Genomic DNA, 20,619 nt, shown 5'->3' on the forward strand with positions numbered 1-20,619 from the left:
CTTGCAGTGTCATATGCCGCATTGAGGCGCAATGCGCTCAGATGTCCGCTTCCACTTCGTTGCCCTTCTCTTCGAGCCAGCTGCGGCGCGACGCGGCTTCGCCCTTGCCCATCAGCATCGTCATGCGCGCGACGGTCGCATCGTAGTCGAGTTCGCCGAGCGCGACCGGCTGCAGGCGGCGCGTGTCGGGATTCATCGTCGTGTCCCACAGCTGCTCGGCGCTCATTTCACCGAGCCCCTTGAAGCGGCTGATCGACCACTGGTTGTCGCGCACGCCGTCCTTGCGCAGCTTGTCGAGAATCGCCTCGAGCTCGCCTTCGTCGAGCGCATAGAGCTTCTGCGCGGGCTTCTTGCCGCGCGCGGGCGCATCGACGCGAAACAACGGCGGACGCGCGACGCACACGTGACCGCGCTCGATCAGTTGCGGGAAATGCTTGAAGAACAGCGTGAGCAGCAGCACCTGGATATGCGAGCCGTCGACGTCCGCATCCGACAGAATGCAGATCTTGCCGTAGCGCAGATTCGACAGATCGATCTTGTCGTCCGGATTATGCGGATCGACGCCGATCGCCACTGAAATGTCGTGCACCTCGTTGTTCGCGAACAGGCGATCACGTTCGGTTTCCCATGTGTTCAGCACCTTGCCGCGCAGCGGCAGGATCGCCTGGTATTCCTTGTCGCGGCCCATCTTCGCGGAGCCGCCCGCCGAGTCGCCCTCGACGAGGAACAGCTCGTTGCGGCCGATTTCCGTCGATTCGCAATCGGTCAGCTTGCCGGGCAGCACGGCAACGCCCGAGCTCTTGCGTTTCTCGACCTTCTGCCCCGCGCGCGTGCGCGCCTGCGCCTGCTTGATCACGAGGTCCGCGAGTTTCTTGCCATGCTCGACGTGCTGGTTCAACCACAGTTCGAGCGCCGGCCGAGCGAACGACGACACGAGCTTGACCGCATCGCGGCTATTCAGGCGCTCCTTGATCTGCCCTTGAAACTGCGGATCGAGCACCTTCGCCGACAGCACGAACGATACCCGCGCGAAGACGTCTTCGGCGAGCAGTTTCACGCCCTTCGGCTGCAGGTTGTGCAACTCGACGAAGCTCTTGACCGCCTGATAAAGACCGTCGCGCAAGCCCGACTCATGCGTGCCGCCCGCGGGCGTAGGAATCAGGTTCACGTACGACTCGCGCGTGAGCGGCCCTTCCTCGCTCCACGCGACCACCCACGCCGCGCCCTCGCCTTCGGCGAACGTCTCTTCGCTCGAACGCGAGCTTTCCGCGTAGCGCTCGCCCTCGAACAGCGGAATCAGCAGATCGCTGCCGTTCATGCCTTCGAGCAGATAGCCGCGCAGGCCGTCTTCGTATTTCCAGCTTTGCCGCTCGCCGGTTTTCTCGTTGACGAGCGTGACCTCGACGCCCGGCAGCAGCACCGCTTTTGAGCGCAACAGACGCTGCAATTCACCGAGCGGCAGGTTCGGCGAATCGAAGTACTTCGGATCGGCCCACGCGGTCACGCGCGTGCCGGATTTCTTGTCGGCCTTGGTGGCGGCACGCACTTCGAGCGGCTTCGCGACGTCGCCGTGCGCGAAGCTCAGTTCGGCGACCTTGCCGTCGCGCCACACGGTGACGTCGAGCCGCGTGGACAGCGCGTTGGTGACCGACACGCCGACGCCGTGCAGACCGCCCGAGAACGTATAGGCGCCGCCGGCGGCCTTGTCGAACTTGCCGCCCGCGTGCAAGCGCGTGAAAACGATTTCGACGACCGGTACGCCCTCGTCGGGGTGCAGGCCGAACGGAATGCCGCGGCCGTCGTCGTCGACCGAGACCGAATGGTCCGCGTGCAGCGTGACTGTGATTTGCCGGCCGTAGCCGCCGAGGGCCTCGTCCGATGCGTTGTCGATGACTTCCTGAATGATGTGCAGCGGATTCTCGGTGCGGGTGTACATGCCGGGCCGTTGCTTGACCGGCTCCAGACCCTTCAACACCTTGATCGACGCTTCGCTATACGCGGCGTTTGGCTTTTTCGTAGACATGATTGACTCGGTGCGTCGGTTCATCGTTGTCCACAGGTCCTGTGGACAGGGCCGTGGACAATGCGTTGAGTATTCAAAAAAAGCGAAACGAAACAACGGGGTTAGGTGGAGCGCCCGCGATGCGGGCAAGCTGTTTTGTCGCGCGGCTTCCGTTGGCGCGCTCGAATGCCGGACATGGACGCACAGCCCGCCGGGGAAGCCTGTTCGCGGGGTATTGTACTGATTTCGATCACGGCGGCAATTGACCCCGCGCTGAATTGGCCGACTGGATAAGGCGCGGCGGGCGTTGGGGGACATGCAATGGAGGATGGACGGCTCGCAGGACGGCGGCGCGATAGGTATCGGCGGAAAATGCACGGGCGCGCGCCGGCTGAATTTCGGTGCCGTGCGCGGCGGCGCTTTCTGTTGTTTTTGTGCCGGCCGCGCACGCCGCGCTACTTGACGCGGTTTTCCAGCTCGTCCCAACGTTCGAGCGCGAGCATCAACGCTTCGTCGATCTCGGCATAGCGCTCGGTCAGACGCGCGCCTTCGCGTGCATCTTTCGCGAACACCGAGCCGTCTTCGAGCTGCGCGCCGATTGCCTTCTGTTCGGCCTCGAGGTCGGCAATCATTTTCGGTAGCGCCTCCAGTTCGCGCTGTTCCTTGAACGACAGCTTCGCGCTGCGCTGCGCATTGCGGCCCGACGCGCTGTCCTTCGGCGCCGCTTCTTTCGGCGCTTCCTTGCTCGATTCTTTCTGCGCTTCGAGCGCGAGTTGCTCCGAGCGATCGCGCTGCGTCTGCCAGTCCGTGAAGCCGCCGACGTATTCGCGCCACTTGCCGCCGCCTTCCGATGCGATCACCGACGTCACGACGTTATCGAGAAAGGCGCGGTCGTGGCTGACGAGCAGCACCGTGCCGTCGTAGTCGATCAACAGTTCTTCGAGCAGTTCGAGCGTCGGAATGTCGAGATCGTTGGTCGGTTCATCGAGCACCAGCACGTTGGCCGGGCGCGCGAACAGGCGCGCGAGCAACAGCCGGTTGCGCTCGCCGCCCGACAGCGACTTGACCGGCGAACGCGCGCGCTCCGGCGCGAACAGGAAGTCGCCGAGATAGCTCATCACGTGCTTCTTCTGGCCGTTGATTTCGACCCACTCGCTGCCGGGGCTGATCGTGTCCGCGAGACTTTTTTCCAGATCGAGCGCCGCGCGCATCTGATCGAAATACGCGACCTGCGGATTCGTGCCGACGCGCACGTTGCCCTCGTCCGGCGCGAGTTGACCGAGGATCAGCTTCAACAGCGTGGTCTTGCCCGCGCCGTTCGGACCGACGAAGCCGATCTTGTCGCCGCGCATCACCGTGGCCGTGAAGCGGTCCACCACCGCGCGCTCGCCATAGCGCTTCGTCACGTCCGTCAGTTCCGCCACGATCTTGCCGGACTTCTCGCCCTGACCGACGTCGAGCTTCACGTTGCCCTGCACGTTGCGGCGCTCGGCGCGCTCGTTGCGCATCTGCACGAGGCGCGCGATGCGGCCGACGCTGCGCGTGCGGCGTGCCTCGACGCCCTTGCGAATCCACACTTCTTCCTGCGCGAGCAGTTTGTCGAACTTCTCGCTCTCGATGCGCTCGACTTCGAGCTGCTGCGCCTTGCGCGTCTGGTACGCCGAGAAATTGCCCGGATACGACAGCAGCCGCCCGCGATCGAGCTCGACGATGCGCGTCGCGACGCGGTCGAGAAACGCGCGATCGTGCGTGATGAACAGCAGCCCGGCGCGCAACGACACCAGCAGATCTTCGAGCCAGCGGATGCCGTCGAAGTCGAGATGGTTGGTCGGCTCGTCGAGCAGCAGCACGTCGGGCTGCACGACGAGCGCGCGCGCGAGCGCGGCGCGCTTCTGCATGCCGCCCGACAGCGAGCCGACACGGGCTTCGCCGTTCAGGCCGATCTGCTGCAGCGTGGTCGCGACGCGCGTGCTCCAATTCCATGCGTCCGCGGCGTCCAACGACGATTGCAGCGTGTTCATGCGCGCGAGCAGCGCGTCGTGTTCGGCGCCCTCAGGCGTGTCGGCGAGCTGATGCGCGACCGCGTCGTATTCGTCGAGCAGCGCGCGCGCCTCGGTGAGTCCGGCGGCGACCGCGTCGAACACGGTGTCGTCGGCGTTGAACTCGGGCTCCTGCGGCACGTAGACCGTGCTCAGATGCTGCTGACGCGTGACGAGGCCGTCGTCGGGTTTGGCCAGATCGGCGACGATTTTCAACAGCGACGACTTGCCCGCGCCGTTGCGCCCGATCAGCCCGACGTGCTCGCCCGCTTCGAGCGAGAAATCCGCGTGGTCGAGCAGCGCGACGTGACCGAACGCGAGCTGCGCTCCGGTAATGGTGTAAAGCGACATGGGAATGGGAGAAGACAGCGATGAGTCGGAACTGCTCATTGTACCGGGCGCAGGGCCGGTCGCAGGTATGCCGGGCGGGAACATCCGTGCGATGAAGCGCGCGACACAGTGTGCAACGCTATCGGCGCGGGCCGGCGACGCGCGCGCCGGCCCGGCCTTTCAAGCAGTTGCTTACTTGACGTGCACCGTGATCGTCTTGCTCATCTCCGGCCCATACGAGCGATGCGCGCCGTCGCCGAATTGCAGCGTCAGCGTATGGTCGCCCGGCGGCAGCGTCAGATCGGTTTCAGTCTGGCCTTTGCCGAAGTGCAGCGACTTGTCGGTCGCGGGGACGACCTCGCCCTTCGGCAGCGGCTTGCCGTCGATCAGCAGGTGATGATGCCCGGTGCCGTCCGTCAGCGTGCCGGCGGGCGCGATCTTCATGCCGTCGAGGCCAAACACGACGTGCACCGGATTGGTGACGGTGGCGCCGTCCGCCGGTTGCACGAAGGTCACGCCCGCCGCCTGCGCCACACCCGACCCGGCGAGTAGCCCAGCCGCCGCGACGCCGACCAACCATCTGTTTTTAAACATCGTTTTCTCCTTTGGAAACGAAACCGGGCGATGCGGCGCCGCCAGCGGCCGCGGCCTCTCCGAGACCGATCGTCGCAATACGTGCGATGCGAGCGCCACATCTGTCCAATCAAATAGCTTGCAGGCCAAAGCGTACACGGCTTGTGTGACGAGGCCCGTCGCGCGAACCCGGGCTCGCCGCAGAGGCGTTGGGGCGGCGCCGCATCGGTCGTCTGCGGCTGATTTGACAAATTCCGGTAATATTGCGGGTCGCCGCGCCGCCCCATAAAGGGGCAGAGCAAGCCGGCCATTGCATTGAATGAGAGAGCGTGTCGTGAGCGAAGTAATCGAAGTGACGGAATTCAAGAGCTGGGTCTGCCTGATTTGCGGTTGGATCTACAACGAGGAAGACGGTCTGCCCGAAGAAGGCATCGCACCGGGCACGCGTTTCGCCGACATTCCGGAAGACTGGCGCTGCCCGCTGTGCGACGTGGGCAAGGCGGAGTTCGCGGTGGTGGAGTTTTGACAGTGAGATGAGCTTGCGGCGATAGGCGCGGTTGCGTGCGCTTCGCCAGATGCTCAGGTGGTTTGCGCGGCCCGGCAGGCGATGTCTGCTGGGCCGTTTGTTTTTGCGGGATTTGTGCGAGGCGCGGGCGGCTGCCGGCTTGGCTCTCCTCTTGCCCGCGCCGGTTTGATATACTCTGCGCTCGCTGGTCAGTCTGGACTCACCAAGTCCTCGCCGATCTGTCCGGCCCGGTCCTCTCCCTGTAGTTCAATGGATAGAACAAGTGCCTCCTAAGCGCTAGATACAGGTTCGATTCCTGTCAGGGGGACCAGATAGCTTCCCGGCGTTGCCCAGAAAAGTATTGAACATGGGCCCAATCTGCACTGACGAGTCGCCGCGAACGTGAGACGGTGCGGAGGCATCGCGCAGAAATTCAGCGAGCTTCACCTGTTGCGGTTCGTCCCTCGCCAAAGTGGTCGGGCTGGCAGTGACGATGCGTTTGCGGCCAGCGCGTACCTCTCTACTCCCGGTGTCGCCGCAATTTTCCGCTCGAGCATAGACCACACAAAGGTTGCCGGCTCTCGCCTGGATTTCGATTGCCACTAGCCCATCCATTCGTGCCCGCTCTAGCGGTACTCGTCAATCTCCACCGTGCCGCTCAGCGCTTCTGGCAGTTCGTCCTCGTTGCCGTCGCCGGACAGCAGTTCGGAAAGCTCGTCTGCGCGTACCGCCCGCATCGCTTTCTCGATCTCCCGGTCGTATCGGCGGTCGTTCCGATCATGCCGGGCGTGCGCCTTACGCGCGTACTTCTGAACGAAGCAACCACGCTCGCCAGCGAGGCGGTCCCGCTTTCGTTTTGCGATCACGGGAGCCGAGGGCCACATGTTCCGCCATCGGTCTCACGGACCTCAAGCGAGTCACACTCAATCGCGAGTTCGGCACCGAGAGTGGAATAGATGAAAGCAAGCAGTGCGGCTTTCTTGTCGGTAAGTCGCTCTCCAGCTTCGAGCACAGCACTGGCCCGCGCGTGCTTCGCGTCGTCCGGGGCAACGATGTGAATGCCGTAGACGATATTCAGCAAGCCAAGATGCTCAACCGAAACACACGTCACGCCGTTGAACGTGACCAACGCGCGCCTGTTGGCAAGGTACAGGCCTAGCGTCAGCGTCCGGGGCTCGGTATTCGGGCCAATGACCACGCTGTCCAGATACCAATCGTGGAAATAGCCCCACGCCTTCAATATTTCATCCGTCATATCGATTTACCAAGGGAGCAAGGAGACCGGCGCGCCCTCGTCGCGGATGTAGCCGTCCCAATTGTGCGCGTGCGGATTTGGATGCCGTGGTGCGCTTCAAGGTCAAAGTCCGCTAGCGGCGTGCCATTCGGCCCGAACTGACGCAACTGCGGCATCGTCCCCGGCATACTGGAGATCCACGTCCCCGGCGTGCCTTTGAACGGCATCCCGGCAACTTCATCTGCTGCGCCACCCGGCATGTCGGGCTGATAGTCGAACGCCTGCGCATCGCCCAGCGGCGTTGATACCGGCGTAGCGATGGTTCCATCCGGAAGCACGTCACCGGGGCGGGCGAACCAGATGGCGAGATCATCGTCGGCGGCCAGTCGCGGAAGTACTGGACGCTGGAATGAACGCCCGGCACTCACCACAGGCAGCGCGCGCCTGAATAGCTGCGACGGCGTGACGGTCGCGTAGTACGGCCGGATCTTCCGCTCAATAGGCGCACCGCCTCCGCGCGACGTACGCGGCGTGGGCACGACTGCGATCACATCGCCACGTTCGACGGCGTTCTGGAGCGCCCGGGCGGTCTGCTCTGGAGCAGCGCTACTCGCGTATGCGCCACTGCGCGCGTTGCGCATGAATTCGACGAGCCGCGCTAGCTGACGTGTGTCGCGCGTGAGTTCCCGCAATCCTGCCTAGGTAATGAGCTGACGTCCGGCACGAGCCTCGTTGCTCAACGCACTACCGCGATACTCCTGTCGCGTGTAGAGCGTGCAGCACCGATGCGTTCCGACTTCGAAGTCAATCGCCATCTGTCTGTAGCCCCATCAACATGCGCCCCCTCCAGATCGATTTGAAGGGGTTATACGTAGCACAAAGCTGTGAACGGAGCGACAGATCCGACACAATCGATGACATTCATTCGCGCGGCGGCCTGCCACGCGGCACCCCGCACGGCACAGTGCATGCGTCAAAGCAACAGAAAGATAGTGAGCGTATTTGTAGTAGGCCAAGGGGACCAAGCGCCCAACCGGCTGCCAGGTCCGCTCTTAAAAGCCCCGCACACCTTGCGCTGCGGTGCTTTTTGTTGCCGATCCGCCTTCCAGGCGAACCACCCGTTCGACAACCCCGGAAAATCAGGCGCTCCCGGAAATCTCGGATCGCTATAATCTGCGAGCCGACTTCGAAACGTTTCCGAGGACCGACATGGATCAAGCGCTTGAATGCGTTACCGCGTTGAATTTTTGTGAGCAGGCCTATCTCGCCGCAAATCCGGACGTCGCTGAGGCTGTCAGGCTCGGCGCATTACGATCAGGAAGATCGCATTTCGAAGTTTTCGGAAGCGCCGAAAGTCATCGCAGGCAAGATGCACTGGTGGCGGCCCAATCCAGGCAGGAACGAAGAAAAAGAATAGCGTCTGTCCTTCGCACTGATATGCCATTTAGTGACGACGGAGAATTTTTCGATTTTTTGTCGCCCGATCTGCGCTCCCAGTTCGACATTTACGACTCGGACCTGGCCGGAAGCAATCTGTACGATCAGGATGCACTGAGTATGATCGAGCGCCATCCGTCGGGGATCATTCTGGATTGTGGGGCCGGCAGCCGTCCCGCGATCTACGAAAACGTGATCAATTTCGACATCACCAACTATCCATCCACCGACGTGCGAGGTGTCGGCGAAGTTCTGCCATTCAAAGATGCATCGTTCGATGGCCTTCTGTCGTTGAATGTCCTCGAACATGTGAAGGACCCATTCACTGCCGCCAAAGAAATTCTTCGCGTGCTGAAGCCGGGAGGCGATCTGGTCGTGGTGGTTCCGCTCACTCAACCCACTCACGGCTACCCGCATCACTACTACAACATGACAGCCGAGGGGATTCTCAACCTCTTCGGATCTGCGATCAATGTCGAGCGTGTGTACGTACCGGAATCGACATCGGCCATCTGGTCGATTTACTGGATCATGAGCGAATGGGCCGATGGTCTCGACGAGAATGCGCTGAAGGAATTCAAGGCGCTCACGGTCGAAGAAATTCTGCAAGGACCGCCGACGTTGCTGGATCGATCGTTTGTGAAGCAGCTAAGCGCAAAAAAGAATCTCGACATTGCGAGTTCGACGACGGTGATCGCGAAACGCGTTTGAGACGACGCCAGTCCAGCGGCTCCATTATTTTTGCATCGGCCGACGGACACTTTGCTCGTATATCGAAGGATCGACGACGTTCATCTGATCCTTTGGGCGTTCACCAAAAACTCGCTCGAAGTCCTCGGGACCCAGAATGTCAGCAGCGTCGTGGAGAAAAGACGAATAGGCCTGGTTCAGCTCCGAGGCGGACGGAACATCGCCGCCCTGCGGGGCATGTTGCAAACGCTCGACCTGCACCATAAATGCGCGTCGATGATTCATCAACGACTTGATTTTCGCATCCGCGTCGGGACCCTTCAAAGTCGCCTGAAGATGCTCCTGAAAATCGTCGACATCGGATTCCTGATGTCCTGGCTTCATCGCGTCACTCCCGCTTGGTGTCGAGCACTGAATCTTCTTGCTCGCCCATGCAGCATGCTGCTTGCCGTATGTTCCGAAGATCGCGATGCTCAACCAGTAGCCCCTGGACATGCGGACGGTAGCTGGAGCCGCTCCACCGCTGCCGGTCGCCCAAAGAATCTGGTTTGACAGCTGATGGCATACACCATCGCGACCATAGCTGAATATCGTTCCACGAGCGGCCGGATCGATGTTCGAGTCCACATCGGGCTTACATAGACAACTAGCATAAAGCAGATTTGCCGCGCCGGAAGCCAAAAAACCATCCGCACTGACCGGCGTCCCACCTCGGGCGTGGAAGCTGCCCCAGCTGTACCAATAGTGCTCGCCCGCGATCAGGACGTCCGCCAGCGCTGGGTAAATCTTCACGCGGCTGTCGTAGGTCGTCACCCATGTATGGTCGACCACGGAATCCTGGAAATACGCCGGAACGGACCACGCGAACAATGTAACGGCGCTCATTGCTTCACCTTTTCGTCCGGTCGCGTCACAGCGCTGTCGCGCGATTCTCGCCCGATAAGCCGGTAAGAACTTTACTCACCTCAAAGGTTATACGCGCTCAGCGGTATTAATCTCAAGGACACGAAAAACCGTCGAAGCGCAGAAACGACGACAGCGCATGCCAGGCGCTCACGCGCGCATGACCGAACGCTTCGGAACGCCCGGCATGAACGCGACGAGCGCGCGCAACAGGCCATCAAGCCGGCCGCTGCGGAATATTCAGGCCGCGCACCACCGCCGGACGCTCGACGAACGCCGCCAGCACGCGCCGCACGTTCGGGAAGTCCTGAATGCCGACCAGTTCTCCCGCCTCATAGAAGCCGACCAGATTGCGCACCCACGGGAAGATCGCGATGTCGGCGATCGAATACTGATCGCCCATCACCCATGTGCGTCCTTCCAGGCGCTGCTCCAGCACGCCGAGTAGCCGCTTCGATTCGGCGATGTAGCGATCGCGCGGACGCTTGTCCTCGTACTCCCGGCCGGCGAATTTGTGGAAGAAGCCGACCTGGCCGAACATCGGACCGATGCCGCCCATCTGGAACATCACCCACTGGATCGTCTCGTAGCGCCCGGCGGCGTCCTGCGGGATCAGCCGGCCGCTTTTGTCGGCGAGATAAATTAGGATCGCGCCCGATTCGAACAGCGGCAGCGGTTTGCCGTCGGGACCGTTCGGATCGAGGATCGCCGGAATCTTGTTGTTCGGGTTCAACGACAGAAACGCCGGTGTCATCTGATCGTTGGTATCGAAGCGCACCAGATGTGGCTCGTACGGCAAGCCGGTTTCCTCGAGCATGATCGAGATCTTTACGCCATTGGGTGTCGGCAGCGAATAGAGCTGAATCCGGTCCGGATGCTCGGCCGGCCATTTCTTCGTGATCGCGAAAGCGGATAAGTCGGTCATGGGTTCGGGTCGCCCTATGGGACAGAAATTGCAAGACCGCCCAATATAAACCGACTCGCCACAACGCGTGCGAGGCCGCGTGAAGCCCCTACAAACGCTGCGGCAACAGCGCCGTTCGCGATCGGCGGTTCACCACAAGTCCTTCGTCGCCGTACCCGCGCGCACGTTGAAGCCCTCGCGCCACAGCGCCGCGCCGACCGTCAGCAGCAGCGTCTTTTCGGTGCTGTCGAGCAGTTCCCACGCGGCCGCGAGCCACGTCGCGAAGTTCGCGCAGGTCGCTTCGAGATCGGGCGGCGCCTTGCCTTCCAAATACTGCCGTTCGAACATCGAAAGTATCTTTTCGGGTGTCATTGGCGCGACCTCCTGATGGGATTGCGCCAAGTCTAAAGGGCTCGCAGCGCGTGCGGAATGCCGATCATCGCGATCACGGGTTACTCCCAGGCCGGCCGCCGCGCCAACGTCAGCCGTGACCCAACTTGTAAAATCGGACGCGTCGTGTCCGACCTGCGCCGTACAAAAAGCAAAGGCGCCGCGACGATCGCGACGCCTCCGCCGTGACGGCAACCTGCACCGAACGGGTTCAGTGACGACCGCGCTTTGCATCGTCCCTGGCGTTTTCCTTCGCATCGCCATAGGCCTTCTGCACCTTGCCGGCGCCCTGCTGCAGGTCGCCCTTGAGTTCCTTCGCAGGGTCGTTCGTGGCCTTGCCGACGGCCTCGTTGACCTTGCCCTTGACCTGCTCGCCAACGCCCTTCACTTGATCCTTGTTCATGCTCGGCTCCCATATGCGTAGTCGACCGAAATGCCGGCGCGGTATCGCGCCGGTGTGTGGGAAGCAGCAACGGCTGTTCCCGGGACCTGCTCCGCGCGCCGGGCCGCGGCACCGACGAACGCCGACGCGCGATCGGGCAAATTTTTTATCCAAAGGCCTAAAGTCTCGCCGCGCACCGCCGTAAATGCGCTCAGGGAGGAGTCATGGACCGCACGGAGACTACGATTTCGGGATCATCGCAAGCTGCGTTGATCGACCACGACATCGCGCACATCGCGCGGGTGATGCACGTGTCGCTGCGCGGCGATTTCGGCGGTCCGATCCTGCCAGCCACCTATTGGCGCAAACGACTGACCGCGCTGGTCGACAGCGGCCAGCTTTCTACCGCCCAATTGGACAAAGTCGACAGCCTGCTGCTGCAACTCGACCGGCTGGCCTCGACGCCGCTGCCCGAATGGGAACGCTTCGCGCCCGCGCCGACCTCTCGATTCGAGCGGGCTGCCCCGGTGAAGAAGGTGAAGTCGGCCTGAGCGCGTCCGCATCCGCCCCACCCGCTGCACCCGCTGCACCCGCTGCACCCGCTGCACCCGCTGCACCCGCTGCACCCGCACGCGTGGCGCCAAGCCGGCACGCCGCTCGTCTTGCGCGCCGCAAAAAAAGCGGCCGGGCACGAGGTCGCGGCCGCCAACACACGCCGCAACGCCGGAAGCCAGTGTCACGGGACAGGCGTATATCCGCATTCGTCACAGGCATGTTTCGCCGCAAACAAACGCAGCGGCGCGACGTATCGCGAAAAATTCCTGATCAATCGGCGCCGACAATAGGGAAAGGGGACGACCTTAGGTCATAATGTCCGCAAAAATTCCCAGCAAGGACGCCACGTGACCCTCGCCGCCCCCTTCGACCTGCTCAAGCAGGCGCGCGCCCGTTTTACCCAACGCGAAATCGCAGCCCATGTCGGCAAGGACATCAAGACGGTGCGTCGCTGGGAAAAAGGTGAAACGCCTTGTCCCGCGATGCTGGAACCCGCGTTGCGCGATCTGCTGCGGCAAGGCGCGCGTGAGGCGCAACACGCGGGCGACGCGGCGCGCTTCCGCTTCATCGATCTGTTCGCGGGTATCGGCGGCATTCGCATGGGCTTCGAGGCGCACGGCGGCGAATGCGTGTTCACCAGCGAGTGGAACGAGTTCTCGACGCGGACTTATCGCGAGAACCACGGCGACAACTCCGCGAGCGGCGGCGCGCACGCGCTGATCGGCGACATCGTCACGTTTCCCGCCGAGGACGTGCCGAGCCACGACGTGCTGCTCGGCGGCTTTCCGTGCCAGCCGTTTTCGATCGCCGGCGTCAGCAAGAAAAACGCGCTTGGCCGGCCGCACGGCTTCGAATGCACGACCCAGGGCACGCTGTTTTTCGACGTCGCGCGCATTATCGCCGCGAAGCGCCCCGCCGCGTTCCTGCTCGAAAACGTAAAGAACCTGCTGTCGCACGACAAGGGCCGCACCTTCGACGTGATCCTGCAAACGCTGCGCGACGAGCTCGGCTACGAGGTGCACTACCGCGTGATCGATGGCCAGCATTTCACGCCTCAGCATCGCGAGCGCATCATCGTGGTGGGCTTTCGCGGCAAGACCGGGTTCACATGGGACGACCTGCGCCTGCCCGAACAGGGTCCGCGGCTCGGCGCGATCCTGCATCGCACGGACGGCACGGAACCGGTGCTGCCGTGGGACCACGAGCGCTTCTTCGACCACGCCGCGCGACGCGTGCAGCCGAAGTACACGCTCACCCCGAAGCTGTGGACGTATCTGCAAAACTACGCGGCCAAGCATCGTGCGGCGGGCAACGGCTTCGGTTTCGGAATGGCTTATCCGGACAGCGTGACGCGCACGCTGTCGGCGCGCTATCACAAGGACGGCTCCGAAATTCTCGTCTATCAGGGCGAGGCGCTGCGCCCGCGTCGCCTGACGCCGCGCGAATGCGCACGACTGATGGGCTTTCCCGACACCTTCAGGATTCCGGTCAGCGATACGCAGGCCTACCGGCAGTTCGGCAATAGCGTCGTGATGCCGGTGATGCGCGAAGTGGCGCGTATCATGCTGCCGCATGTGCAAACCCTGCTTGCCCACCCGACCCGCGATGCGTCGAAACACTCCCTGCCGCTCTACGCGTGAGCGGCCGCGCGACCCGTTGGCCCGCTGACGATGGTCGATATCGTCGATAGCGCGACGCGCAGCCGGATGATGTCCGGCATTCGCGGCCGCAACACCAAGCCGGAGATCCTGATCCGCAGCCTGCTGCATCGGCGGGGCCTGCGCTTCCGGCTCGACGCGCGCGATCTGCCCGGCCGCCCCGACATCGTGCTGCCGCGCTATCGCGCGGTGGTGCTCGTGCATGGCTGCTTCTGGCATGGCCACGACTGTCATCTGTTCAAATGGCCCCAGACGCGGCCCGACTTCTGGCGCGACAAGATCGGCCGCAATCGCAGCAACGACGACAAGGTGCGCGCCGCGCTGCTCGCGAGCGGCTGGCGCGTCGCGGTCGTGTGGGAATGCGCTTTGCGGGGCGCGAATCGCGATATCGCGGGCGTGATCGAGCGGCTCGTCGCGTGGATCGGAAGCGACGCGCCGGAGTTCGAGGAACGCGGCTGAAAACCGCGCGCGACCTGCCCGGCTCGCGCGAGTCTCGCGGCCGCTGGTGCTACACTCGGAAGGCTCACCCGGCGCGCTTTCGAGCTGCCTTCGAGGCACGCTTCGGCGGCGTTTTCCGGGTGCTTCCAGGCGCTTTCGCGGCACGTCCTCACGCGCTTCGGCATGCCACGAGATGCGCCTCGCCCGCCGCGACATCGCGAACTCCGACGATCCCAGAACCAATCAACAAGGGAGGCACATCATGGCTGACTTCCGTCTCTGGTCCGACGATTTTCCCACCAACGGCTTCATGCCGAGAGCCCACGAGTACAACGACAAGGCGTTCGGCGGCGACGGCGAAAACATCTCGCCGTCGCTGCAATGGGAAGCGCCGCCCGCGGACACGCAAAGCTTCGCGCTCACCGTTCACGATCCCGACGCGCCGACCGGCAGCGGCTTCTGGCATTGGGTCGTCGTGAACATTCCGGCCGACGCGCGCTCGCTGCCGCGCAACGCCGGCAAGGCCGACGGCTCGCTGCTGCCGCAGGGCGCGATGCAGGTGCGCAACGACTATGGGACGGTCGGCTTCGGCGGCGCCGCGCCGCCGCGCGGCGATCGCACGCATCGCTATATCTTCCGGCTGCATGCGCTGAAAGTGCCGCATCTGCCGGTCAGCGCGGAAACCACCAACGCGGTCGCGCGCTTCATGACGCACCTGAACGAAATCGATTCGACGACCCACACGGGCCTTTACGAACTCAAATAACGCACGCGCGGCGCCGGCGCCCGGTAACGCCGGCGCCGCGCCGACCGATACGCCCGCAGCGGCCAGCGCGTGAGCCGCGCACAGGCGCGCCAACATCTCCGACAAATCAAACAATCGATGCACGCACCCTCCCCGCGCACGGACGGCTCGACGCCCTCCACTTCCCGCTTCGAAGGCAAGGAACTGGGCCTACCGGTCCCACAACGCTACTGGGCGATGCTCGTCATCGCGCTCTCGCTGACGCTCGCGGTGCTCGACAGCGCGATCGCCAACGTCGCGCTACCGACGATCGCGCGCAACCTCAATGCGAGCGCCGCCGCGTCGATCTGGGTCGTCAACGCGTATCAGCTCGCGATCACGATCTCGCTGCTGCCGCTCGCGTCGCTCGGCGACCGCATCGGCTACCGGCGCATTTATCTGTCGGGCCTGATCCTGTTCACGGTCGCGTCGTTCGGTTGCGCGCTGTCGAACTCGCTGGCGACGCTCGCGCTCGCGCGAGTGGTCCAGGGCTTCGGCGCGGCCGGCATCATGAGCGTGAACACAGCGATCGTGCGCATGATCTATCCGCCTAACCAGCTCGGGCGCGGCGTCTCGATCAACGCGATGGTGGTGGCGGTGTCGTCGGCGGTCGGGCCGACGGTCGCCTCGGGCGTGCTCGCGATCGCGACCTGGCCGTGGCTGTTCGCGATCAACGTGCCAATCGGAATCGCGGCGATCGTCGGCGGCTTCAAGGCGCTGCCGATGAACCCCGGCCACGAATCCCCGTATGACTATCTGAGCGCGGTGATGAACGCGTTCGTGTTCGGCCTGCTGATTATCGCGGTCGATGGCCTCGGCCACGGCGAGCATTTCGGCTACGTGACGCTCGAGGCGCTCGGAGCGCTGGTGATCGGCTACTTCTTCGTGCGTCGCCAGCTGACGCGGCCCGCCCCGCTGCTGCCGATCGACCTGCTGCGTATTCCGGTGTTCGCGCTGTCGGTAGGCACGTCGGTCTGCTCGTTCTGCGCGCAGATGCTCGCGTTCGTGTCGCTGCCGTTCCTGCTGCAGGAAACGCTCGGCATGTCGCAGGTCGAAACGGGTCTTTTGATGACGCCGTGGCCCGCGATCATCATCATCGCGGCACCCATTGCCGGCGTGCTGTCGGACAGGGTATCGGCCGGCTGGCTCGGCGGCATCGGGCTCGCCGCGATGACGGTCGGCCTGCTGCTGCTCGCGACGCTCGGGCCTCACCCGGACGCGCTGCAGATTTCGTGGCGCATGGCGCTGTGCGGCGCGGGCTTCGGCATCTTCCAGTCGCCGAACAATCGCACGATGCTGTCGTCCGCGCCGCGCGAACGCAGCGGCGGCGCGAGCGGCATGCTCGGCACCGCGCGCCTGACCGGGCAAACGCTCGGCGCGGCGCTGGTCGCGCTGATCTTCGGCGTCGCGCCGCAGAGCGGGACGATCATCGCGCTGTATGTGGCCGCGGGGTTCTCGGCGGTCGCGGCGGTCGTCAGCACGATGCGGGTCACGCAGAAGGCGGCGCAGCCGGCCTGAGGGCTGTGGCCGTTACGCGCGCAAGACATGCACGATAAAAGGCGTGCATCGCACGAGGCGATGCACGCCTTTCTGCCTTGATCTTCCCTGTCACTCCATGCACGACGTGAGCGGCACACGCGCGGCCCGCCTGCGCGGGCCGCGCGTGTCGGCTCAGGGCGATGCCGTCACGTCAGCGAGCTTTACCGCTTTGGCCGTCACCGAAGACGCGGTCGCGACGTGGCGCAGATCATCGAGCAACGTATCGCGCCACACCGACAGGTTGCTCTCGCGCATCGGCTCCATCATGTCCGCATGACGCGCCTGACGTTCGGCGAGCGGCATCGCTAATGCGCGCTCGAGCGCTTCGGCCATCTGCGACAGATCGAACGGATTGACGACGAGCGCGCCCGGCAGCTGCTCGGCCGCGCCCGCGAATTGCGACAGCACGAGCACGCCCGGATCGGCCGGATCCTGCGACGCGACGTACTCCTTGGCCACCAGATTCATGCCGTCGCGCAGCGGCGTCACATAGCCGACCTGCGACTGGCGGAAGAGCGCCATCAGCAGATTGCGCTCGTACTTGCGGTTCAGATACTGGATCGGCGTCCAGTCGAGCTGCGCGAACCGGCCGTTGATGCGGCCCGCCTCGCCTTCGAGCGTATGCCGGATGCGCTGATAGGTCTGCACGTCGGCGCGGGTCGGCGGCGCGATCTGCACGAGCGACACGCGGCCGTGCCAGCCGGGCGCGTTCTGCAACAGCCGCTCGAATGCCTGGAAGCGCTCGACCAGCCCCTTCGAATAATCGAGCCGGTCGACGCTCATGATCAGCTTGCGCCCGCGCATGCCGTCGCGCAGGCTGCGCACCGCCTTGCGGTCGGTGAACTGCTCGGCGGCCTTCGCGATCGCGTCGGGATAGATGCCGATCGGGTACGCGCCGACCTTCAGGAAGCGGTTGTACGCGTGCACCATGCCGTCTTCGCTCGACGTGCCATGGTGACCGCGCTCGATATAGTCGACGAACGACTGGCGATCCGCCTCGGTCTGAAAGCCGATCACGTCGTAGCTGCACATCGCCTTGACGAGTTCTTCATGCGGCGGAATCGTGCGCAACACTTCGGGCACCGGAAACGGAATGTGCAGGAAGAAGCCGATCGGGTTCTTCACGCCGAGCTCGCGCAGGCAGCGCGCGAACGGCAGCAGATGATAGTCGTGCACCCAGATGATGTCGCTGGGCTTGAGCAGTTCCTTGAGCTGCTTCGCGAGCGTCGCGTTGACGCGCTGGTAGCCCGCGTAGTCCTCGCGGTCGTAGCGGGACAGGTCGTTGCGATAGTGGAAGGTCGGCCACAACGTGGTGTTCGAAAAACCGCGGTAGTACTCGTCGTAATCGCGCTTGGTGAGGCCCACAGTCGCGTAGGTGACGTTGCCCTGCTTCTCGATCACGGGCGCGGATGGCTCGCTGACCGTTTCGCCGCTCCAGCCGAACCAGACGCCGCCGGTCTCCTTCAGTGCGTCCAGCACGCCGATCGCGAGCCCGCCCGCTGCCGGACGCGCTTCCTGAATCGGTGCGACACGATTCGATACCACGATCAATCTGCTCATTAGTGCTCCATTGTTTCGTTGTATGCGGAATTGCGCCAAAACGGTGCACGCAATCATCGTGCCGATATATGAGATATCAGAAATAAAGTTGTATGAAAATGTGACAAACGAGCGAATCCCCGCAATCATCACGGATGGCGAAGAAAATTTTTCTGTTAAATCCGACGAATGCGGAGGTCTTTCTTACCGGTATCCCGGTCGCCGGGACACCCCCCGCCCGGGTGCTACGCTGCCTCAGGCATCCTGCTCCGAGCCCAGATCGCGCTGGTATTCGAGGCCTTCCTGACGCACCCCGCCCTGGTTGTGCTCGCCGTCCGGCGGCGTATGCGGGGCGATCCGATTCTGCGCGGCCGGGTCCGGCGACACCACCGGCTCAGCCTCGACCTCGGCCGGCCGTGGCCCGCGCTTGGAGTGCCGCGCGGAACGTCGCAATGCGGGGTGTCTCATGATCGTGCCTCCGGGGGAAGCCTGCCGCTTATCGCGGCATCCCTACAGTCTAGGGGGCGAAACCGTAAATTGCCGGTAAAACATGCGCCGGCTTTGTAACAAGTACAGCATGCTCTGCACCGACCCAGGGCATGACGCCTTGCAGTGCGGGATGTGGTTCCATCGAGTGCGCGTCAGGCGCCGACATCGACGCCGTATCAACATTGCCGCGGTCGCGACGGACGGTCGGCGGCCTGAGGCGTTTGCGTTGGCTGCGGCGGCGGATCGCCAATCGGCGGCGTGACCGGTTCGACGGGTTCGATCGGATCGGGTGTCGGACCGGGGATCGTGTCGGGTTCGGCCGGGTCCGGCGGCGCGATGGGAGGTGCAGTGGGCGGCTCGACCGGTTCGGGCCGATGAGCGTGCAACCGCCTGGACGGCGCGGAAACGGCGGCGTAATGCGACAGGTGCGGCGGCAGGTGCGGCATGTCGGTGACCTCGTTTTGCGTTCCACCGGAGCGCAGCAAGGCTTGTGCCGTTCGGGTACCCGCCCGGAAGCCCGGGCGGGCGGATACTGGGACGCGGATGACGTGCGAACGAGGCGCGGATCAGGCGTCCGCGCCGCCGAGTGCGCGTGATTCGTCGGTGGGATCGCCGTCGTCGCGCGCATCGTTGCCGTACTCGACGAGCCGGTTGTACAGCGTCTTCAGGCTGATGCCGAGAATTTCCGCGGCGCGCGTCTTCACGCCGCCGCATTGCTCGAGCGTCGCAAGAATCAGCTGACGGTCGGCTTCCGCGAGCGAGGTGCCGAACGGGATCGTGATCGCGGTGCCGGCCGCGGGCTTCGACAGCGTGATTTGCAACGGCACCGTCGCCGTGCTATCCGAATCCCCGCTCGACATGATGTGCGCGCGCTGCACGTAGTTCTTCAGCTCGCGCACATTGCCCGGCCACGGATACGACAGCAGCATGTCCTTCACCGCGACAGGGAAATGCTTCTTCGTGCCGTGACGCTCGTTGAGCTCATCGAGGAACGATTGCGCGAGCAGCTCGACGTCCTTGCCGCGCTCGCGCAGCGGCGGCAGGCTGATCGGAAACACGTTCAGCCGGTGGTACAGATCGAGCCGCAGCTTGCCTTCGAGCACCGCCTGCTCGGGATCGCGATTGGTGGCCGCGATCAGACGCACGTCGGTTTCGATTTCCTTGGTCGTGCCGACGCGCATGAACATGCCGGTCTCGAGCACGCGCAGCAGCTTTACCTGCAGCTCGATCGGCATCTCGGTGATTTCGTCGAGGAACAGCGTGCCGCCGTTCGCGCGCTCGAAATAGCCCTTGTGCTGCCGGTCCGCGCCGGTGAACGAACCGCGCTCGTGGCCGAACATTTCCGATTCGATCAGATTCGGCGAAATCGCGCCGCAGTTGACCGCGAGGAACGCGTGCTTGCGGCGCAGGCTCAGCTCGTGCAGCGTCTGCGCGGCAACTTCCTTGCCGGTGCCCGATTCGCCGACGAGCATCACCGAGGCCGCCGTCGGCGCGACGCGGCTGATCTGGTCGTAGACCTCCTGCATCGCCGGTGAATTACCGAGCATCAGACCGAAGCGGCCCATGCGGCGCAACTCGCCGCGCAACGTGCCGATTTCGGCCTTCAGGTCGCCGGCGCGCGGCAGGCGCGACAGGATCGACTTCACGCGCTGCATGTTGATCGGCTTCACGAGGTAGTCGGCCGCGCCCATTTTCAGTGCGCTGACCGCCGACTCGACCGTCGCGTGGCCGGTGATCACGATCACTTCGACGCCGGAGCGCGGATCGAGATCTTCGAACAGATCGACCCCGCTGCCGTCGGGCAGCTTCAGGTCGGTGAAAACGACGTCCGGCATCTGCCGGATCAGTTGAATACGCGCTTCGCGCAGATCGCCCGCGGTGGCGGTGGTCAGCCCGTCTTCCCCGATGACGGCGGAAAGTGCCTCGCGGGTACCTGCGTCGTCATCGACAATGAGTACATGTGGCATCGCGTTTCGAAAGCCTGCAAGCGTGGGTCAGAAAATATGCGGAACATGCCAATGGGCATGCCGCTGGGTCCGGTCGGCTGCATGACGCGGAATCGACTGCGTTCCGTTCCGCCGACCATTTGATGAACAATTGCAACAATGATGGCCAAATTTGCGCCAACTTCCGCGTCATTGTTGCCTATTTACCTATTATACGGCTTTATAAGATTCATTTAACAATCCCGTTCCAGGCGTCGGCCGCAGGCCGCGTTGCATTCGAGC

At 63.7% G+C, this 20,619-nt stretch carries 22 protein-coding genes and 1 tRNA gene; 9 read left to right on the forward strand and 14 right to left on the reverse strand.

Features of this window, described 5'->3' with window-relative positions; genetic code table 11:
- Positions 1-37: 37 nt before the first annotated feature.
- The 3 genes from F6X39_RS22560 to F6X39_RS22570 form a co-directional block, all read right to left on the reverse strand.
- Positions 38-2,023, reverse strand: a complete 1,986-nt coding sequence (locus F6X39_RS22560) for a DNA topoisomerase IV subunit B (RefSeq protein WP_184065576.1) — start codon at positions 2,021-2,023, stop codon at positions 38-40.
- Between the two features lie 434 nt (positions 2,024-2,457).
- Complete coding sequence (locus F6X39_RS22565; protein WP_187618178.1) at positions 2,458-4,392, reverse strand: ATP-binding cassette domain-containing protein; 1,935 nt, start codon at positions 4,390-4,392, stop codon at positions 2,458-2,460.
- Between the two features lie 171 nt (positions 4,393-4,563).
- The gene (locus F6X39_RS22570) at positions 4,564-4,965 is read right to left on the reverse strand and encodes a DUF4399 domain-containing protein (protein ID WP_187618179.1); all 402 of its coding nucleotides are present in this window, start codon (positions 4,963-4,965) and stop codon (positions 4,564-4,566) included.
- Between the two features lie 313 nt (positions 4,966-5,278).
- On the opposite strand from F6X39_RS22570, the gene F6X39_RS22575 reads away from it, so the two are divergent.
- Both F6X39_RS22575 and F6X39_RS22580 read left to right on the forward strand, forming a co-directional pair.
- Positions 5,279-5,470, forward strand: coding sequence for a rubredoxin (locus tag F6X39_RS22575; RefSeq protein ID WP_184009557.1), 192 nt, complete (start codon positions 5,279-5,281; stop codon positions 5,468-5,470).
- A 235-nt stretch (positions 5,471-5,705) separates the two neighbouring features.
- A tRNA-Arg gene (locus tag F6X39_RS22580) sits at positions 5,706-5,780 on the forward strand.
- A gap of 295 nt (positions 5,781-6,075) precedes the next feature.
- Here F6X39_RS22580 and F6X39_RS22585 read toward each other — a convergent pair.
- From F6X39_RS22585 to F6X39_RS22595, 3 genes are read right to left on the reverse strand one after another with little or no spacing between them, the layout of a single operon-like run.
- A complete protein-coding gene (locus tag F6X39_RS22585; RefSeq protein ID WP_222945288.1) occupies positions 6,076-6,333 on the reverse strand; it encodes a hypothetical protein in 258 nt (85 codons plus the stop codon).
- Positions 6,312-6,704 (reverse strand): hypothetical protein, encoded by a 393-nt coding sequence (locus F6X39_RS22590; protein ID WP_262414779.1) that lies wholly within the window; start codon positions 6,702-6,704, stop codon positions 6,312-6,314. Before F6X39_RS22590 ends, F6X39_RS22585 begins: the two co-directional genes overlap by 22 nt.
- The gene (locus F6X39_RS22595) at positions 6,701-7,375 is read right to left on the reverse strand and encodes a hypothetical protein (protein ID WP_187618181.1); all 675 of its coding nucleotides are present in this window, start codon (positions 7,373-7,375) and stop codon (positions 6,701-6,703) included. The genes F6X39_RS22590 and F6X39_RS22595 overlap by 4 nt, the downstream gene beginning before the upstream one ends.
- 517 nt (positions 7,376-7,892) lie before the next feature.
- Here F6X39_RS22595 and F6X39_RS22600 point away from each other — a divergent pair.
- A complete protein-coding gene (locus F6X39_RS22600) occupies positions 7,893-8,831 on the forward strand; it encodes a class I SAM-dependent methyltransferase (RefSeq protein ID WP_187618182.1) in 939 nt (312 codons plus the stop codon).
- Positions 8,832-8,855: 24 nt separating this feature from the next.
- On the opposite strand, the gene F6X39_RS22605 is transcribed toward F6X39_RS22600, so the two are convergent.
- The 3 genes from F6X39_RS22605 to F6X39_RS22615 all read right to left on the reverse strand — a co-directional run bounded on the left by F6X39_RS22605 (position 8,856) and on the right by F6X39_RS22615 (position 10,989).
- Positions 8,856-9,695, reverse strand: a complete 840-nt coding sequence (locus F6X39_RS22605) for a hypothetical protein (RefSeq protein WP_187618183.1) — start codon at positions 9,693-9,695, stop codon at positions 8,856-8,858.
- A 235-nt stretch (positions 9,696-9,930) separates the two neighbouring features.
- Positions 9,931-10,638 (reverse strand): glutathione binding-like protein, encoded by a 708-nt coding sequence (locus F6X39_RS22610; RefSeq protein ID WP_184009513.1) that lies wholly within the window; start codon positions 10,636-10,638, stop codon positions 9,931-9,933.
- Positions 10,639-10,767: 129 nt separating this feature from the next.
- Complete coding sequence (locus tag F6X39_RS22615) at positions 10,768-10,989, reverse strand: hypothetical protein (RefSeq protein ID WP_184021431.1); 222 nt, start codon at positions 10,987-10,989, stop codon at positions 10,768-10,770.
- A gap of 57 nt (positions 10,990-11,046) precedes the next feature.
- On the opposite strand from F6X39_RS22615, the gene F6X39_RS22620 reads away from it, so the two are divergent.
- Complete coding sequence (locus tag F6X39_RS22620) at positions 11,047-11,196, forward strand: hypothetical protein (protein ID WP_187618184.1); 150 nt, start codon at positions 11,047-11,049, stop codon at positions 11,194-11,196.
- Between the two features lie 22 nt (positions 11,197-11,218).
- On the opposite strand, the gene F6X39_RS22625 is transcribed toward F6X39_RS22620, so the two are convergent.
- On the reverse strand, positions 11,219-11,410 hold the full coding sequence (locus F6X39_RS22625; protein ID WP_187618185.1) for a CsbD family protein: 192 nt from the start codon (positions 11,408-11,410) through the stop codon (positions 11,219-11,221).
- A 203-nt stretch (positions 11,411-11,613) separates the two neighbouring features.
- Here F6X39_RS22625 and F6X39_RS22630 point away from each other — a divergent pair, with 203 nt between their 5' ends.
- The 5 genes from F6X39_RS22630 to F6X39_RS22650 all read left to right on the forward strand — a co-directional run bounded on the left by F6X39_RS22630 (position 11,614) and on the right by F6X39_RS22650 (position 16,342).
- Positions 11,614-11,940: a hypothetical protein gene (locus tag F6X39_RS22630; RefSeq protein WP_184065550.1), complete on the forward strand. Its 327-nt coding sequence runs from the start codon at positions 11,614-11,616 to the stop codon at positions 11,938-11,940.
- A 351-nt stretch (positions 11,941-12,291) separates the two neighbouring features.
- On the forward strand, positions 12,292-13,584 hold the full coding sequence (gene dcm / locus F6X39_RS22635) for a DNA (cytosine-5-)-methyltransferase (RefSeq protein WP_187618186.1): 1,293 nt from the start codon (positions 12,292-12,294) through the stop codon (positions 13,582-13,584).
- 30 nt (positions 13,585-13,614) lie between these two features.
- Positions 13,615-14,061: a very short patch repair endonuclease gene (locus F6X39_RS22640; protein ID WP_090803578.1), complete on the forward strand. Its 447-nt coding sequence runs from the start codon at positions 13,615-13,617 to the stop codon at positions 14,059-14,061.
- A gap of 241 nt (positions 14,062-14,302) precedes the next feature.
- Entirely contained in the window at positions 14,303-14,806 is a 504-nt protein-coding gene (locus F6X39_RS22645) for a YbhB/YbcL family Raf kinase inhibitor-like protein (protein ID WP_018419796.1), read from the forward strand.
- 117 nt (positions 14,807-14,923) lie between these two features.
- The gene (locus F6X39_RS22650; protein WP_187618187.1) at positions 14,924-16,342 is read left to right on the forward strand and encodes an MFS transporter; all 1,419 of its coding nucleotides are present in this window, start codon (positions 14,924-14,926) and stop codon (positions 16,340-16,342) included.
- A 153-nt stretch (positions 16,343-16,495) separates the two neighbouring features.
- Here F6X39_RS22650 and otsA read toward each other — a convergent pair whose 3' ends face one another.
- The 4 genes from otsA to F6X39_RS22670 all read right to left on the reverse strand — a co-directional run bounded on the left by otsA (position 16,496) and on the right by F6X39_RS22670 (position 20,358).
- The gene (otsA, locus tag F6X39_RS22655) at positions 16,496-17,923 is read right to left on the reverse strand and encodes an alpha,alpha-trehalose-phosphate synthase (UDP-forming) (RefSeq protein ID WP_184021412.1); all 1,428 of its coding nucleotides are present in this window, start codon (positions 17,921-17,923) and stop codon (positions 16,496-16,498) included.
- A 234-nt stretch (positions 17,924-18,157) separates the two neighbouring features.
- Positions 18,158-18,370 (reverse strand): hypothetical protein, encoded by a 213-nt coding sequence (locus F6X39_RS22660; RefSeq protein ID WP_187618188.1) that lies wholly within the window; start codon positions 18,368-18,370, stop codon positions 18,158-18,160.
- 197 nt (positions 18,371-18,567) lie between these two features.
- Entirely contained in the window at positions 18,568-18,837 is a 270-nt protein-coding gene (locus F6X39_RS22665; protein ID WP_187618189.1) for a hypothetical protein, read from the reverse strand.
- A 120-nt stretch (positions 18,838-18,957) separates the two neighbouring features.
- On the reverse strand, positions 18,958-20,358 hold the full coding sequence (locus F6X39_RS22670; RefSeq protein ID WP_090803573.1) for a sigma-54-dependent transcriptional regulator: 1,401 nt from the start codon (positions 20,356-20,358) through the stop codon (positions 18,958-18,960).
- Between the last annotated feature and the right edge of the window lie 261 nt (positions 20,359-20,619).

The organism is Paraburkholderia sp. UCT2, from assembly GCF_014397665.1.
GTDB classification, from domain to species: domain Bacteria; phylum Pseudomonadota; class Gammaproteobacteria; order Burkholderiales; family Burkholderiaceae; genus Paraburkholderia; species Paraburkholderia tuberum.